This window comes from Kitasatospora sp. GAS204B (assembly GCF_029892155.1).
In the GTDB taxonomy this organism is placed as follows: Bacteria; Actinomycetota; Actinomycetes; order Streptomycetales; family Streptomycetaceae; genus Kitasatospora.
On the sequence record NZ_JARZAG010000021.1, the window covers coordinates 128,811 to 143,040 of the forward strand.

Consider the following 14,230-nt stretch of genomic DNA (forward strand, 5'->3'; position numbering starts at 1 on the left):
CCGGCACACCTCCCAACTCCGCTCCCGATCCCCAGGCCACCCCGCCCCGCGCCGCCGTCACCCCCGGCGGCTGATCGGCCGGCCAGGGCCACACCCTCCGGCCGTACTCGTGGTACGGCCGGCTGGAGCCGAACAGTGCTCCAGCCGGCCGGTTCAGGTGAGTGGACGTCGGATCAACTCGGCAGCGTCCACTGTTGGTTGGCGGCTCCGGTGCAGTCCCAGATCTGCAGTCGGGTGCCGTTGGCGGAACTGGGCCCGGTGGCGTCCAGGCAGCGACCGGAGGCCTGGTTGACCAGGGACTGGTTGGCACCCCTGGTCCACTGCTGGGCGCCGGTCCCGTTGCAGTCGTACAGCTGGGTCCGGGTGCCGTTGGCGGTGCCGGCGGCGGTGACGTCCAGGCACTTGCCGAGGGCGCGGACCGTGCCGTCGCCGGGAAGGGTCCACTGCTGGGCGGCGGTGCCGTTGCAGTCGTAGAGCTGGATGGCGGTGCCGTTGGCGGTGTTGGCGCCGGCCACGTCCGCACACTTGCCGCCGTAGCCGGTGATCTGCCCGGTGGCGCCGCTGGATTGGCTGCCGGCCCAGCTGAAGGTGGCCGTGGTCTGCGCCGGGAGGTCGTAACTGAACGACTCACCGCCCCAGTTGACCCGGACGTTCTGGGTGGAGCCGCTGTCGTTGTAGGCCACCAGGGCCTTGGAGCCGTCCGGGTTGAGCCAGGCCACGTTCGGCACCGAGGAGTTGGCGGTGGAGTCGATCCGATAGGCGCCGGGCTTGACGAACTTGGTGAGCTGGCCCAGGTCGTAGTACTCCACGGTGTAGTCCACCTGGCCGCTGCGCGAGTCGCCGTTGTGCACCGTCACCAGGCCGGTGCAGGTGCCGCAACCGCCGTTGTGCGGGCCCATGTTCTGGTCCACCGCGAGCGACCACTTGACCACCGACCTTCCCCAGTTCCGGGTGTAGTCGATGATGTTGTGCATGTCCTCCTGCTGCTGGTTCGCGATCCAGGTGCCACCGGAGTGCTCGGTGTCGAAGGCGTCCACTGTCGGGTACTGGTTGTGCACGGTGGTCTGCTCGGTGACGTCGCCGCCGTAGCCGTGCCAGGCCATCCCGCCGAAGAGCGAGTCGTTGCGGATCGTCGCGTCGTCCACCGTGGGGGCCGCGAAACTCGCGTACTGGTCCCAGTTCCAGTCCAGGGCGAGCACCTTGGTGCTGAGCCCGGCCGCATGCAGGGCGGGTAGCAGGTCGGTGCCGATGAAGTACTGCAGGCCCGAGCCGTTCCACTGCATCGAGGGGTAGCCGGAGCAGCAGGTCGGCTCGTTCTGCGCGGAGACGTAGTCGACGTGCACGCCGTTCGCCTGGTAGGCCTGGAGGTACTTCACGAAGTACTGGGCGTACGCGGCGTAGTACTGCGACTGCAACCAGCCTTGGCTGTAGGCGCCGCTGTCCTTCATCCAGGGCGGGGCGGTCCAGGGGGTGGCCATCACCTTGAGCGCCGGGTTGAGCTGCTGCGCCTGCTGGGTGAGCGGCAGCACGTCGACCAGGTCATGGGCGATCGAGAAGCTGTTCAGACCGGGATCGGTCTGGCCGGCCGGCAGGTCGTCGTAGGTGTAGCTGTAGCGGGCCAGGTCGGAGGCGCCCATCGGGTTGCGCAGGAAGTCCAGGCCGATCCCGGCGTTCGGATCGAAGAGGTTCTGCATCACCTGGGTGCGGGTGGCCGAACTGAGCGCACCGCTGCTGTTCAGCAGCCAGGCCGCGGTGTCGGTGAACGAGGCGCCGGCGCCGGTGAACTGCTGGTAGCGGGTGTTCTCGTCCACGGAGATGGTCTGGCCGCCGGTGCCGGTGCCGGCGGTGAAGGCGATCGGACTCTGTTGTTGCAGACCGCGGGTGACGGTCCGTCCGCCGGAGTCGCTGGTGCTGGTGAGCCAGATGTTCACCGGTTCGTCGGCGGCCTGGGCGGGCGGCGGGGCGGCCAGCGCGAGCCCGGCGGCAGCCAGCATGCCTGCCAGGCCGGCGCAGAGCGCGCGTCGGGGTAGGGAGAAGGTCGGCAAGCGCATGGGGGAGTGCTGCCTCTCGGCTGGGGGAACTGGGGGGACTGGTACAGACCACTTAGTTCGCGACGTGATTAAACTCGGGCCCCGAAGTGCCGTCAAGAGCGTCGGCACGGTCCGGGGATGGTGACTGTCCTTCAAATAGTGAACGCAGAAGCTCCAGTGGTCCCCCATTCAGGTTTTTGGGCAGAATTTCCCGTTCAACTCATTGACGCTCGTGCGCCACGGGAGTTAACTCCCTCTCCAGTTCCTGTCGTGACGCCCACTCAGCACCTCGGCTACGAACGGATGGTCCCATGCGCCCTGCGCGGAGAATCCCACGTCGTGTCACCGGTCTGGTCCTGGCCGTGGTCACCGCCGCCACCCTGAGCGGCTTGGGGGCCGCACCCGCCCCGGCCGCCGCCGCTCGCACACCCGCCTACCTCGACGCCACCGCCTCGATCCCGAGCCGGGTCGCCGACCTGCTGCACCGGATGACGCTCAACGAGAAGATCGGCCAGATGGACCAGTTGGCCCTGGTCACCGTGCAGGGCAACTGCCAGTGGAGCGGCGGCGCGCTCAACCAGGCCTGCCTGCACAACGTCCTGGTCGACAACGCGGCCGGGTCCATCCTCTCCGGTGGAGGCATGCCACCGGCCACCAACAGCCCCAAGGACTGGGCGGACCTGACCAACCAGCTCCAGAGCTACGCCATCACCAACTCCCGCCTGCACATCCCGATCCTCTACGGCATCGACGCCGTCCACGGACACAACAACGTGCTCGGCGCGACCATGTTCCCGCAGCAGATCGGCATGGGCTCCAGCTGGGACCCCGCCCTGGAACGCGGCGTCGAGCAGTCCACCCAGCGTGCCGTTGCCGCCACCGGCATCAACTGGGCCTTCGGACCGGTTGCCGAGATCGCCCGGGACCAGCGTTGGGGCCGCTACTACGAGGCGTTCTCCGAAGACCCGCTGCTCACCGGCACCATGGCCGCCGCCGCGGTCAACGGCCTGCAGGACGCCTCCAGCGGCACCCAGCTCGCCGCGACGGTCAAGCACTTCGCCGGGTACTCCCAGCCGCTGAACGGCCACGACCGCGTGCCCGCCGACTACTCGGCCCGCTATCTGCAGGACACCATCCTGCCGGCCTACCAACAGGCGCTGTCGGCGGGAGCATTGAGCGTCATGGCCGACTCGGGTGCGGTCAACGGCGTGCCGGTGACCTCCTCGCACTACCTGCTCACCACCGTGCTGCGCGACCAGTACCACTTCGACGGCGTCGTGGTCAGCGACTGGAGCGACATCCGCAACCTGCAGACCTCCTACCACATCGCCGCCGACTACCCGCAGGCCATCGCCAAGGCGGTCAACGCGGGCGTCGACATGGCGATGGAACCGACCAACGCCGCCGACTTCACCGCCTCGGCGCTCACCGCCGTCCAGCGCGGCCTGATCTCCCGGCAGCGCATCGACCAGGCCGTCTCCCGCATCCTCACCATGAAGTTCAAGCTCGGTCTCTTCGAGCACCCTTACGTGGACGCGTCCAAGGCCGACGGGATCGTCAACGGCGCCGACCTGGGCCTGGCCCGTACGGCGGCCACCGAGTCCTCGGTGCTGCTGCGCAACCAGAACAACGTGCTCCCCTTCGGCGCCTCGGTCCACAAGATCGTGGTCACCGGCCCTTCGGCGGACAACCTGAACAACCAGCTCGGCGGCTGGTCCATCGGCTGGCAGGGCGTGCCGAACGGGGTCACCGTCCCCGGCACCACGGTCCTGGCCGGCCTGCGCAAGGGAGCTCCAGCGGGCACCGCCATCGACTACCAGGCTGACCAGGCCGCCGCCGTGACCGACCTGCGGTCCGCGGACGCAGCCGTCGTGGTCGTCGGCGACACCCCCGGCGCCGAGGGGCCCAACGATCACCCCGACCCGACCCTCGACCCGGCCCAGCAGGCGCAGGTCGCGGCGCTCCAGGCCACCGGCAAGCCCGTCGTGGTGGTGGTCATCGCCGACCGCCCGCTGGTCCTGGGCAGCGCCGCGAACACCGCCGGCCTGCTGATGGCCTGGCTGCCCGGCACCGAGGGCGGGAACGCGGTCGCCGACATCCTCTACGGCAAGGCGAACCCCAGCGGCCGCCTGTCGGTGTCCTGGCCCAAGGCGATCGGCAACGAGCCCGAGTTCTACACCCAACTGCCGGGCACCAACGGCGGTACGGACTCCGGATACAGCCCGTTGTTCCCCTTCGGCGCGGGCCTGTCCTACACCGACTGGCAGATCGGTGCAGCCACACCCGACCGCACCAGCACCCCGGCCGAGGGCACCGTGCACGTCAGCATCCCGGTGTCCAACACCGGCGCCGAGGCCGGTGACCTCGTCGTCCCGCTGTACGTGTCCCAGCCGGTGAGCCGGGTGCTCACCCCCGCCAAGTGGCTCGTCGGCTTCACCCGGGTGAACCTGGCGGCGGGCGCCCACACCACCGTCCACCTCGACGTCCCGCTCTCCCGACTCGCCCACACCGAGGGCGACGTCGACGGATCGGGCAGCCCGACGGTGGAGCCGGGCCAGTACACGCTGCTCGCCGGCGACAGCACCACCGGCACGGCGTTCACCGTCAACTGACGCCCAGTCAACGAGGTCCGCACCACCCCGGAGCCCGATGCCCCGCCGTCGTGGGGGGCATCGGGCTTCGCGGGGGGACGCTCTCTTCGCAGCCGAGCCTTGCCGAACCCGCCCGGGACTTCGGCGTGGTCATCTCGTCGGTTGCCCGAGGGCGATGTCGACGAGCATGTCCTCCTGGCCGCCCACGAGGCCGCGCCGGCCGGCCTCCAGGAGAAGGGTGCGGGCGTCGACACCGTGGGTGCGGGACAGGGTCTCGGCGTGGCGCAGGAAGCTGGAGTAGACGCCGGCGTAGCCGAGGGTGAGGGTTTCGCGATCCACCCTGACCGGCCGGTCGTGCAGGGGGCGGACGAGGTCGTCGGCGGCGTCCTGGAGGGCGTGCAGGTCGCAGCCGTGTTCCCAGCCTTCGAGGGTCGCGACGGCGATGAAGGCTTCGATGGGGCAGTTGCCCGCCCCCGCGCCGTGTCCGGCCAGTGAGGCGTCGACGCGGGTGGCCCCGGCCTCGGCTGCGGTGAGCGAGTTGGCGACCGACAGGGAGAGGTTCTCGTGTGCGTGGATGCCGATCTCGGTGGCGGGGTCGAGGACTTCGCGGTAGGCGCGGACCCGCTCGCGCACTCCGTTCATGGTGAGGTGGCCGGCCGAGTCGGTGACGTAGACGCAGTGCGCTCCGTAGGACTGCATCAGTGCGGCCTGCCGCGCGAGTTCGGGGGCCGGAGCCAGGTGGCTCATCATCAGGAATCCCGACACGTCCATGCCCAGCTCGCGCGCGGTGGCGATGTGCTGCGCGGCGACGTCCGCCTCCGTGCAGTGGGTGGCGACCCGCACCGAGCGCACGCCGAGTCGGAACGCGCGCTTGAGCTCCTTGACGGTGCCGATGCCGGGCAGCAGGAGTGTGGTCAGCCGGGCATGGGTGAGGTTCGCGGCGACGGCCTCGATCCATTCCCAGTCGGTGTTGCTTCCGGGGCCGTAGTTGAGGCTTGTGCCGGCGAGCCCGTCGCCGTGCGCCACTTCGATCGCGTCGACGCCGGCCGCGTCGAGTGCGGCCGCGATCCGGGCCGCTGTCCCGGGCGGGAGGCGATGGCGGACGGCGTGCATGCCGTCCCGCAGGGTGACGTCCTGGATGAACAGCCGCTTGGTCATACCTTCGCCTCCAACAGGCGTGCTGCGATCCGTTCGCCGACGCGCAGGGCGGCCGAGGTCATGATGTCGAGGTTGCCCGCGTACGGGGGGAGGTAGTGGCCCGCGCCCTCCACTTCGAGCAGGACGCTGACCTGATGGGTTGCCGGGCTCGCACCGATGAGCGTGTGCGGGTGGTCGGCGAGGGGTGTGATCTGTACCGGCTGCTTGAGCCGGTAGCCGGGGACGTACGCCGCGACCTGCGCGACCATGTGCTCGACCGACGTGGCGATCCGGTCGCGGACGTCCGGCTCGGGGGCGTCGACGAGGCACAGGACGGTGTCGCGCATGATCAGCGGTGGCTCGGCCGGGTTGAGTACGATGATCGCCTTGCCGCGCCGCGCGCCGCCGACCGATTCGATGGCGGCGGCCGTGGTCTCGGTGAACTCGTCGATGTTGGCGCGGGTGCCGGGCCCGGCGGATCGTGAGGCGATCGAGGCGACGATCTCCGCGTACGGCACGGGTGCCACCTGTGCGATCGCCGCCACCACCGGGATCGTGGCCTGGCCGCCGCAGGTGACCATGTTGACGTCCGGCGCGTCCAGGTGGCTCTCCAGGTTCACCGCCGGGACGACGAACGGGCCGAGTGCTGCCGGGGTGAGGTCGATCAGCCGCTTGGCGTGCGGTTCTAGGGCGCGGGCGTTGGCCTGGTGGGCCTTGGCCGAAGTGGCGTCGAAGACGACCTGGATCTCGTCGAAGCCGGGCATGGCGATGAGCCCCGCGACGCCCGCTGCGGTGGTCGGCACGCCGAGGCGTGCGGCCCGGGCCAGACCGTCGGACCCGGGGTCGATGCCGACCAGCGCCACGATCTCCAAGTGCTCGCTCAGCCGCAGCATTTTGACCATCAGGTCGGTGCCGATGTTGCCCGAGCCGATCACGGCGGCCTTGGCCCTGGTCTGTGCGGTCGGGTTCATTCCGGTGCCTCCGTGAAGGTCGCGCTGACCTCGCCGATGCCGCTGATCTCGGCGCGGAAGCCGTCGCCGGGAGCGACGGGCACCACCGGGCCCAGCGCACCGGAGAGCACGATCTCCCCAGCTCGCAGCGGCCGGCCGTAGTGGTGTGCGGTCCTGGCCAGCCAGGCGACGGCGGTCAGGGGGTTGCCCAGGCAGGCCGCGCCGGACCCCTGCGAGACGACCTGCTGCCCGCGCCACATCGTCATGGCGCAGTCGGCCAGGTCGAGGGTGCCGAGTTCCTGGCCGTGCGCGCCGAGGACGAACAGCCCCGCGGAGGCGTTGTCCGCCACGGTGTCCACGATGCTGATGTCCCAGTCGGCGATCCGGCTGTCGACGATCTCCAGCGCCGCCACGACGAAGGCGGTGGCGGCGGCGACCTCGGCCTCCCCGATGGTCGCGCCGGTCAGGTCCCGCGCCAGGACGAAGGCGATCTCGGCCTCGATCCTGGGTTGCAGCGTCCGGTTGATGTCGACGGGCGCGCCGTCCGGGCTTTCCATGCTGTCGAGGAGCACGCCGAAGTCGGGCTGGTCAACGCCCAGTTGGGCGTGCACCGCCGGGTTGGTCAGGCCGATCTTGCGGCCGACGACCCGGGCTCCGGCTGCCTCGCACCGCTCGACCCACGCCGCCTGGACCGCGTAGGCCGCGTCGATGTCGCCGGCGGGCAGCAGGTCGCGCACCGGAGGCTGGGGTCGGTGCCGGGCCCGGGCTTCGGTGAGCTGCCGCAGCGCCTCGGCGGTGCCTGCGTCGAGTGTTCTGGAAGCCGGCGACATGTCAGTTCACCTCGAAGGTCGTGCCGATGCCCATGCCGGTGATCCATTGCGGAACCGGCTCATAGCTGGTCCAGACCAGTGGTCGGGCCACGGCGGCCAGTCCGATCAGCCAGGTCCTGATCTCGTGTCCGCCGCTGCCGGCCTGTTCTTCGAGACCGGGGTCGCCCAGTGCGACGATCGGTCCCGGGTCGGCGGTGCCGAGCTGCTTGAGGAACCAGGTGTCCCAGAGGCGGTTGACGTGGGCGTTGGGATCGCCGCCCATCGCGCGGATCCTGGGCACGCGCACCGCGTCATACGCGTGTGGGTCCTGGCGCCCGTGGATCACCGCTGTGCGCCGCTCGTCGGGCACCGAGGGGTCGCGCGGATCGTTCGGGGGCAGCCAGTGCGACAGCCCGCCGCTGGCGATGACCAGGACCCGCCCGGCGAACTGCGACGCGCGCAGGGCTTCGCCGAGGGCCTTGCCCAGCTCGACGCAGCGCTCCATGCTCGGCAGCGGCGGTGCCGCGGTGTTGACGACCAGCGGCACGAGCGGGATGCCCGCCGTGCCGCAGACCATGTCGTAGCTCTGCACCAGGCCGTGGTCGGCGGTCAGCGCGTAGGAGAGCGACAGGTCGAATCCGGCCTGGGCCAGCGCGTCGCGGACCGACCAGGCCAGCTCGGTGGCGACCGGCAGCGGACCGGACCTGCTGCCGAAGTCGCCGAAGCCGGAGGCCTGTTCGACGCCGAGGACGAACGGCGGCATGGCGTCGTAGAAGTTCGCGTGGAAGTGGTCGGGGCCGATGACGACGACGGCGTCCGGGGCCAGCCGGGAGACGGCCCGGGCGACCCTGGCGGCGTCGGCCATGAACCGGCCGCCCGGTTCCTCGGGCCCGTGTGGCGGCGTCATGGTGGCGAACGGGGAGTGGGACATGCCGATCAGGCCGATGATCTCGCTCATGCCGGTCCCACCTCGGCGAGCAGGAAGTCCCGGTGGACGCGCAGGTACTCCTCGGGCTTCTCCCACTGCGGCCAGTGGCCGGCGTCCTCGATCACGTGCAGGCGGGCGCGGGGCAGCCACTTCAGGAGCAGCGCGGCCTCGTCGAGGCCACCGGTCGGGTCGTGGTCGGTCCACAGCAGCAGCGTGGGCGCGTCGATCCTGCCGACCCAGGCCGGGTCCCAGGCGAAGTCCTTGCGCACCTCGGGATCCTGCAGGACGAGTGTGTTGGTGATGGCCTGGACGAAGCCGGGGCGGCTGTAGACCGCGCGGCGCAGGCCGACCAGTTCGTCGGTCACCATCTCCTTGTGGTGGAACAGGAATTCGACGCGGCGGCGGACGACCTCGTCGCTGGGGTCCAGGACGGCGGCCATGGTGCTCTCCCGCAACCGGACCATGACCTCGGGCTTGTCGGCGATGTTCCCCGGGGTGTTGAGCACCAGTCGGTTCACCCGGTCCGGGTGGTGTGCCGCCGTCCAGGCGGCCACCCAGCCGCCGAGCGACTCGCCCGACAGGTGCGCGGCGTCGATGTCCAGGGCGTCCATCAGCCCGACCAGGTGGTCGGACAGCACGTCGGTGGTGTAGGGCCGGTCGGGCAGGTCGGACCAGCCGTGGCCGACCATGTCGTAGACGGTGACGCGGAAGTCCTCGGCCAGACCGGCGACATCGCGGGCATAGGCCTCGAGGTGTCCGCCGGTGCCGTGCAGCAGGACCAGGTCCGGGCCGGACGACCCGGCCCGCAGGACGCGGGTGCGGACCCCGCCGACGTCGACGTGGCGCAGCTCGTGGTCGACGTCCGCGAGCTCGCCCCAGATGCTGATGTGCGCGGGCAGGTCGCTCATACCGGGTTCTCCTCAGCTGCCGGCCCCTCGGGCTGCGGGTGGTCCTGCCGTGCGTCCTCGCGGAAGCGGTCGCGGGCCTCCTTGATGGTCGCCAGGCCGGCGCTCTGGCGCCGGCCGACCCCCAACAGGCCGAGCAGGCGCGAGTTCTCGATGGTCAGGAACTCCACCGGGTGCTCGGTGGAGTCGTTGTAGTGGCGGTGCCAGGTCCACGGCGGGGTGTAGACGAAGTCGCCGGCGGACCAGGAGCAGGTCTCGTCCTCGACCTCGCTGTGGCCCTCGCCCGAGATGACGAAGTGGACGGTCTCGTGGTGGTGGCGCTGCATGTCGGAGCTGAGGCCCGGCGGGATCGTCTGCCGGAAGATCTCGAACGTGGCGGTCGGCAGCTTGCCAGCGATGGACAACGTGGTCGGGTTGTGCACCTGCCCTGCCGGGAGGGTCTCCAACTCTGCTGCTGTCACCACGATCGGGCGAGCGCTGCTGGGCCGCACGGTGTCGGATATCGCGCCGAGGAACTCGGCCATGGAGAAGTCCTGTCCGGATTGCGCCATCAGATGGTCTCCGTTCGTCCGCCGTCTACCGTGAGTACTGTGCCGTTGACGTAGCCTGCGGCTTCGGAGGCCAGGAACGCCACCACCGCCGCGATCTCCTCGGGACGCCCGGCCCGGCCGGCCGGAACGGCCGCGGCATCCGCGGCGTCCAGCTCGGCGTAGCTCCTGCCGTCCAGCCGGGCGCGGTTGTCCAGGATCTGCCTGCGGCGCTCGGTGGCGGTCGCACCGGGTGCCACGCAGTTGACCGTCACGCCCTGGGCCGCGAACTCCCGGGAGAGAAGCTTGGCCGCCGCGGTGACCGCGGATCTGAGCACGACGGAGGTCGCGAGGTCGGGCTGTGGCTGGCGCACGGCCGAGGAGGTCACGAACAGGACGCGGCCGAAGCCCCGCGCGGCCATCCGGGGCAGCACCAGTCGTGCCAGCCGCAGGGGGCCGAGCAGCAGAAGTTCGTACGCCCGCTGCCACTGGTCGTCGCCGACGTCCAGGATCCGGCCGGGCGGCGGTCCGCCCGCGTTGAGCACCAGGACATCGAGCGGGCCGTGGCGCTCCTCGACCCAGGTGACCGCCGCCGCGGCGCCGTCCGGCTCTGACACGTCGTTGACCAGCGCCTCGACCACGGATCCGGTGCTCTCCCGCAGAGCGGACGCGGCTGCTCGGAGCGGTTCGGCTCGGCGGCCGGTGACGACCACCCGGTGTCCCGAGCGCGCCAGGTGCTCGGCCGCGGCGTACCCGATGCCCGAACTGCCGCCGCCGACGAGAGCGGTTCGCTTGCTGATGTCTGCCTCCGTATGGTTCCGGGCCTCGCGTGGTGGTCCGCGACGGGTCTAGCCTGGCCCCCATGGACTCCGGAGCCAACGATGAGTCCCGCTGAGCGGGACACCAGCTGTGACACCGGCAGCGACAAGGGCAGCGACAAGGGCAGCCTCGGCGGGCTGGACCGCGCGGCGGCGATCCTGGGCGCTTTCGACGCCGAGCACCGGGAGTTGACCCTCGCGGCCCTGGTGTCCCGGTGCGGCCTGCCGCGCTCGACCACGCACCGCACCGCCGAGCGGATGATCCGCCTCGGCTGGCTGGACAAGCCCAAGGACCGGTACCGCATCGGCAACCGCCTCTTCGAGCTCTCCGGCCTGGCACCGATCCGGCACGAACTGCGCGAGTCCGTACTGCCGTTCCTACACGACCTGTACAACGCGACGAAGACGACGGTGCAGCTCGGCGTGCTCGACGGAACACAGGTCCTGGTCGTCGAGAAGATCACCGGGCACCGGCCCATGCCGATGCTCTCCCAAGTCGGCGGCAGGGTCCCGGCCTACTGCTCGGCCCTGGGCCGTGCCATCCTCGCCTACAGCGACACCGGGACCGTCGAGGCGGTCCTCGCCGCCGACCTGCCCGCCAGGACGCCGCGCACCCTCACCAGTCCGGTCGCGATCCTGCGCGAGCTGACCGCGATCCCGTCCCGGGGCTGGGCGATCGAACGCGAGGAGGGCAACATCGGCGTGAGCTGCCTGGGCGCCCCGGTCTTCGGACCGCTCGGCGAGGTGGTCGCGGCCCTGTCGGTGACCGGCCCCACCGGCCTGGTGCGCGCGGACCGGATCGGGCCCGCGGTCCGGCTCGCCGCGGCGGCCGCCTCCAGGGCCTACTCGCAGCGTCGCTGAGGAGGACCGAACACGCACGGTCTCAGTGAGCGGGACATGTGCTTGCGCCGCGAGCTCGCGACACCGAATGCTGTGACCGCTGGCGTACCGACGACTTGTCGGTGCGGTGATCTGAGGAGACGACGATGACTCTCGGTGGTGGCTACCTGCTGCCCTCGCGTGAGGGACACGCGATCGCAGCGATCGGGCTCGGCATCACGATGAAGACGGACGGCGCGTCCACCCGCGACGCCTACTCGATGTTCGAGTACACGATTCCGGCCGGGGTCGACGGCCCTCCTCCGCACCTGCACACCCGCGAGGACGAGTCCTTCATCTGCCTGGCCGGGCGGCTCGATGTCCGCCTCGGCGACGAGGAGTTCGTGCTGGAGCACGGCGACTACCTCTACTTGCCGCGTGACGTCGTGCACGCGTTCCGCAACCCGTACGGCGAGGAGTCGCGGGTCATCTCCGTGGTCTCGCCGGCAGGCCTGGAGAAGTACTACCAGGCGCTGGCGGACATGCCCCCGGGTCCGAAGGACGTCTCGCTGATGAAGAAGATCATGGCCGAGTTCGGCATCCAGCTCCAACTCCCGCCCGAGGTGGGCTGACCATGCGGATCGCCATCATCGGCGCCGGCGTCGCCGGTCTCGCCACTGCGAAGGTGCTCACCCAGGCCGGGCACACGGTCCAGGTGTTCGACCGGACGCCCGACGTCGGGGGTGTGTGGAGCCGGACACGACGCTATCCGGGACTGACGACCCAGAGCCCGGGGGTCCAGTACTCGCTCTCGGACTTCCCGATGCCCAAGGAGTTCCCCGAGTGGCCCAGCGGGGAGCAGGTCCAGGCATACCTGGCCGCCTACGCCACGGCGTTCGGTCTCGACAGCACGCTGCGGCTGAACACCGAGGTGAGCGCCGCGCGCCCGGACGGCGTCGGCAGCGGTTGGACGATCGAGACGACCGACGGCGCGGGCACGCACTCCACCGAGGAATTCGACCAACTCGTCGTGGCGAACGGCGTGTTCTGCGAACCGGCCATCCCTTCGTACCCGGGCGTGGAGGAATTCACCGCAGCGGGCGGGCGGTTGTGCGCGGCCACCGAGTTCCACGACGCCCAGGACGCCCAGGGCAGACGCGTCCTGGTCGTGGGCTACGGAAAGTCCGCCTGCGACGTCGCCGTGGCGATCAGCGAGGCGGCCGAGAGCACCGAGGTGATCGCGCGGCAGCTGCTGTGGAAAGTGCCACGCAGGATCGGCGGCTTCCTCAACTTCAAGATGCTGCTGCTGACCCGCATGGGCGAAGCACTCTTCCGCTATCTGCGGCTGCGCGGGTTCGAGAAGTTCCTGCACGGCCCGGGCAACGGCCTGCGCCGCAGGATGCTCGACTCCGTCGGCTCCGTCTCGGTGCGTCAGTTCGGCCTCCGGCGACTGGCCCTGGTCCCCCGCGGCAGCATGGAGGGCATCGTCCGAGGCGCCATCGGGCTCGCGACCGAAGGCTTCTTCGAAGCGGTCGCCGACGGCCGCATCGGGGTGCGCCGGGACCAGACGATCACCCGACTGCTCGCCCGGGACGGCAGGCCGTTCGCCCAGCTCGCGGACGGAACGACGCTCCCGGCCGACCTCGTCGTGTGCGCGACCGGCTTCACCCAGGCCGTACCGTTCCTCCCCGCGGAGGTACAGGAGGGGTTGCTGGACGAGCGTGGGAACTTCATGCTCTACCGCCAGATCATGCCCCCGGACATCCCCGGGCTGTACTTCAACGGCTACAACTCCTCGTTCTTCAGTCCGCTCAACGCCGAGATGGCGGCCCTGTGGATCGCGGCGGCGATCGCGCGAGCGATACCGCTGCCGAGCACGGAGGAGGTGCGCCAGGCGGTCGTCGACCAGTTGGCGTTCCTGGACACCGCGACCGACGGGCACCACTGCAAGGGCACGAAGATCATTCCCTTCTCGATGCACAACGTCGACGAGGTGCTGGGCGACCTCGGTCTCAACATCAACGTCCTGATGCGCGCCTCGCACTGGCTCAACCCGATCAACCCAGCGGCGTACCGCCACCTCACCCCGGCCCTGCTGCGCAAGCTCCCAACCGCCACGACCGACCCCGGCGCCACCCCCACCCCGGAGACCCCCGGCTCGACGCCGCCTCACCTGCCCCATGCCATCGGCGAGGCGGCCGGCGCCCCTGCACGGCCGCAGCGCACGGCCCGTGACTAGGGTCGCGGGCTTGGACGGCGGCTTTAAGGGACGGGCTCCTCTTGGCCTGCGTGGGGGCTGCCGCCCCTTCGCCGGGACGTCCTTGCTCACAGCGGGGTCAGGATGTCCTGGTGCGCTCGGCCGAGGACGAAGCCGTTGTCCAGCCGGACCTGGAGGGTCATCCGGTTGCCCTGCTCCTGGTACGCGGCCCATTGTGGCTCCAGCGCGGCGATCTCCGCCTCCAGTCGCGTGCGGCTCGCGGCGGGCATGGTGTGCCCGAAGTCCTCGAACAGCGCTTTGAGCCGCTGGTACTCGCGAACCTCATGGCTCTCCGGGAGTTCTCCGTCCACCCGCTCGACGGTGCCCTCGATCCCGGCTCCCAGCGAGAGGAAGCCGACGACGGCCCCCGGTTCCCCGGCGACTGCCTCGCCGATCCCGAGGTCCTCGGCCAACCTGACGCGCTGGCCTTCCTTCAAGGTCATCTGTCCTCTTCCTCTC

13 protein-coding genes are annotated in these 14,230 nt (G+C 70.5%); 4 read left to right on the forward strand and 9 right to left on the reverse strand.

The window, feature by feature from the left end; translation table 11 throughout:
- Nucleotides 1-173 precede the first annotated feature (173 nt).
- Nucleotides 174-2,051: a ricin-type beta-trefoil lectin domain protein gene (locus tag P3T41_RS26135; RefSeq protein ID WP_280692899.1), complete on the reverse strand. Its 1,878-nt coding sequence runs from the start codon at nucleotides 2,049-2,051 to the stop codon at nucleotides 174-176.
- A 290-nt stretch (nucleotides 2,052-2,341) separates the two neighbouring features.
- Here P3T41_RS26135 and P3T41_RS26140 point away from each other — a divergent pair, with 290 nt between their 5' ends.
- Complete coding sequence (locus tag P3T41_RS26140) at nucleotides 2,342-4,642, forward strand: glycoside hydrolase family 3 N-terminal domain-containing protein (protein WP_280692901.1); 2,301 nt, start codon at nucleotides 2,342-2,344, stop codon at nucleotides 4,640-4,642.
- Between the two features lie 129 nt (nucleotides 4,643-4,771).
- Here the strand turns inward: P3T41_RS26140 and dmpG are convergent, their stop codons facing one another.
- Genes dmpG through P3T41_RS26175 form a run of 7 tightly spaced genes read right to left on the reverse strand, consistent with a single transcriptional unit; the run spans nucleotide 4,772 to nucleotide 10,677 of the window.
- On the reverse strand, nucleotides 4,772-5,779 hold the full coding sequence (gene dmpG, locus P3T41_RS26145) for a 4-hydroxy-2-oxovalerate aldolase (RefSeq protein ID WP_280692903.1): 1,008 nt from the start codon (nucleotides 5,777-5,779) through the stop codon (nucleotides 4,772-4,774).
- Nucleotides 5,776-6,729 (reverse strand): acetaldehyde dehydrogenase (acetylating), encoded by a 954-nt coding sequence (locus P3T41_RS26150; protein ID WP_280692905.1) that lies wholly within the window; start codon nucleotides 6,727-6,729, stop codon nucleotides 5,776-5,778. Before P3T41_RS26150 ends, dmpG begins: the two co-directional genes overlap by 4 nt.
- Nucleotides 6,726-7,538 carry a fumarylacetoacetate hydrolase family protein gene (locus P3T41_RS26155; RefSeq protein ID WP_280692907.1) on the reverse strand — a complete coding sequence of 271 codons (813 nt, stop codon included), beginning with the start codon at nucleotides 7,536-7,538 and terminating at the stop codon, nucleotides 6,726-6,728. Before P3T41_RS26155 ends, P3T41_RS26150 begins: the two co-directional genes overlap by 4 nt.
- Nucleotide 7,539: 1 nt before the next feature.
- Nucleotides 7,540-8,475, reverse strand: coding sequence for a 2,3-dihydroxyphenylpropionate 1,2-dioxygenase (locus P3T41_RS26160; RefSeq protein WP_280692909.1), 936 nt, complete (start codon nucleotides 8,473-8,475; stop codon nucleotides 7,540-7,542).
- On the reverse strand, nucleotides 8,472-9,353 hold the full coding sequence (locus tag P3T41_RS26165; protein WP_280692910.1) for an alpha/beta fold hydrolase: 882 nt from the start codon (nucleotides 9,351-9,353) through the stop codon (nucleotides 8,472-8,474). The genes P3T41_RS26160 and P3T41_RS26165 overlap by 4 nt, the downstream gene beginning before the upstream one ends.
- Nucleotides 9,350-9,901: a cupin domain-containing protein gene (locus P3T41_RS26170; RefSeq protein WP_280692912.1), complete on the reverse strand. Its 552-nt coding sequence runs from the start codon at nucleotides 9,899-9,901 to the stop codon at nucleotides 9,350-9,352. Before P3T41_RS26170 ends, P3T41_RS26165 begins: the two co-directional genes overlap by 4 nt.
- The gene (locus P3T41_RS26175; protein ID WP_280692958.1) at nucleotides 9,901-10,677 is read right to left on the reverse strand and encodes an SDR family oxidoreductase; all 777 of its coding nucleotides are present in this window, start codon (nucleotides 10,675-10,677) and stop codon (nucleotides 9,901-9,903) included. The genes P3T41_RS26170 and P3T41_RS26175 overlap by 1 nt, the downstream gene beginning before the upstream one ends.
- A gap of 81 nt (nucleotides 10,678-10,758) precedes the next feature.
- On the opposite strand from P3T41_RS26175, the gene P3T41_RS26180 reads away from it, so the two are divergent.
- The 3 genes from P3T41_RS26180 (at nucleotide 10,759) to P3T41_RS26190 (ending at nucleotide 13,753) form a co-directional block, all read left to right on the forward strand.
- Nucleotides 10,759-11,556 (forward strand): IclR family transcriptional regulator, encoded by a 798-nt coding sequence (locus tag P3T41_RS26180; RefSeq protein ID WP_280692914.1) that lies wholly within the window; start codon nucleotides 10,759-10,761, stop codon nucleotides 11,554-11,556.
- Nucleotides 11,557-11,681: 125 nt separating this feature from the next.
- Nucleotides 11,682-12,146, forward strand: coding sequence for a cupin domain-containing protein (locus P3T41_RS26185; protein WP_280692916.1), 465 nt, complete (start codon nucleotides 11,682-11,684; stop codon nucleotides 12,144-12,146).
- A gap of 2 nt (nucleotides 12,147-12,148) precedes the next feature.
- The gene (locus P3T41_RS26190) at nucleotides 12,149-13,753 is read left to right on the forward strand and encodes an NAD(P)/FAD-dependent oxidoreductase (protein WP_280692918.1); all 1,605 of its coding nucleotides are present in this window, start codon (nucleotides 12,149-12,151) and stop codon (nucleotides 13,751-13,753) included.
- A gap of 86 nt (nucleotides 13,754-13,839) precedes the next feature.
- Here P3T41_RS26190 and P3T41_RS26195 read toward each other — a convergent pair whose 3' ends face one another.
- Complete coding sequence (locus P3T41_RS26195; protein ID WP_280692920.1) at nucleotides 13,840-14,214, reverse strand: hypothetical protein; 375 nt, start codon at nucleotides 14,212-14,214, stop codon at nucleotides 13,840-13,842.
- Between the last annotated feature and the right edge of the window lie 16 nt (nucleotides 14,215-14,230).

Excerpts from the sequence above, each read along its gene's own strand:
- P3T41_RS26180 (WP_280692914.1), top strand. The coding sequence starts at position 10,759 with ATGAGTCCCGCTGAGCGGGACACCAGCTGTGACACCGGCAGCGACAAG.
- P3T41_RS26195 (WP_280692920.1), bottom strand. The coding sequence starts at position 14,214 with ATGACCTTGAAGGAAGGCCAGCGCGTCAGGTTGGCCGAGGACCTCGGG.
- P3T41_RS26150 (WP_280692905.1), bottom strand. The coding sequence starts at position 6,729 with ATGAACCCGACCGCACAGACCAGGGCCAAGGCCGCCGTGATCGGCTCG.
- P3T41_RS26190 (WP_280692918.1), top strand. The coding sequence starts at position 12,149 with ATGCGGATCGCCATCATCGGCGCCGGCGTCGCCGGTCTCGCCACTGCG.
- P3T41_RS26155 (WP_280692907.1), bottom strand. The coding sequence starts at position 7,538 with ATGTCGCCGGCTTCCAGAACACTCGACGCAGGCACCGCCGAGGCGCTG.
- P3T41_RS26160 (WP_280692909.1), bottom strand. The coding sequence starts at position 8,475 with ATGAGCGAGATCATCGGCCTGATCGGCATGTCCCACTCCCCGTTCGCC.
- P3T41_RS26165 (WP_280692910.1), bottom strand. The coding sequence starts at position 9,353 with ATGAGCGACCTGCCCGCGCACATCAGCATCTGGGGCGAGCTCGCGGAC.
- P3T41_RS26185 (WP_280692916.1), top strand. The coding sequence starts at position 11,682 with ATGACTCTCGGTGGTGGCTACCTGCTGCCCTCGCGTGAGGGACACGCG.
- dmpG (WP_280692903.1), bottom strand. The coding sequence starts at position 5,779 with ATGACCAAGCGGCTGTTCATCCAGGACGTCACCCTGCGGGACGGCATG.
- P3T41_RS26170 (WP_280692912.1), bottom strand. The coding sequence starts at position 9,901 with ATGGCGCAATCCGGACAGGACTTCTCCATGGCCGAGTTCCTCGGCGCG.
- P3T41_RS26140 (WP_280692901.1), top strand. The coding sequence starts at position 2,342 with ATGCGCCCTGCGCGGAGAATCCCACGTCGTGTCACCGGTCTGGTCCTG.
- P3T41_RS26135 (WP_280692899.1), bottom strand. The coding sequence starts at position 2,051 with ATGCGCTTGCCGACCTTCTCCCTACCCCGACGCGCGCTCTGCGCCGGC.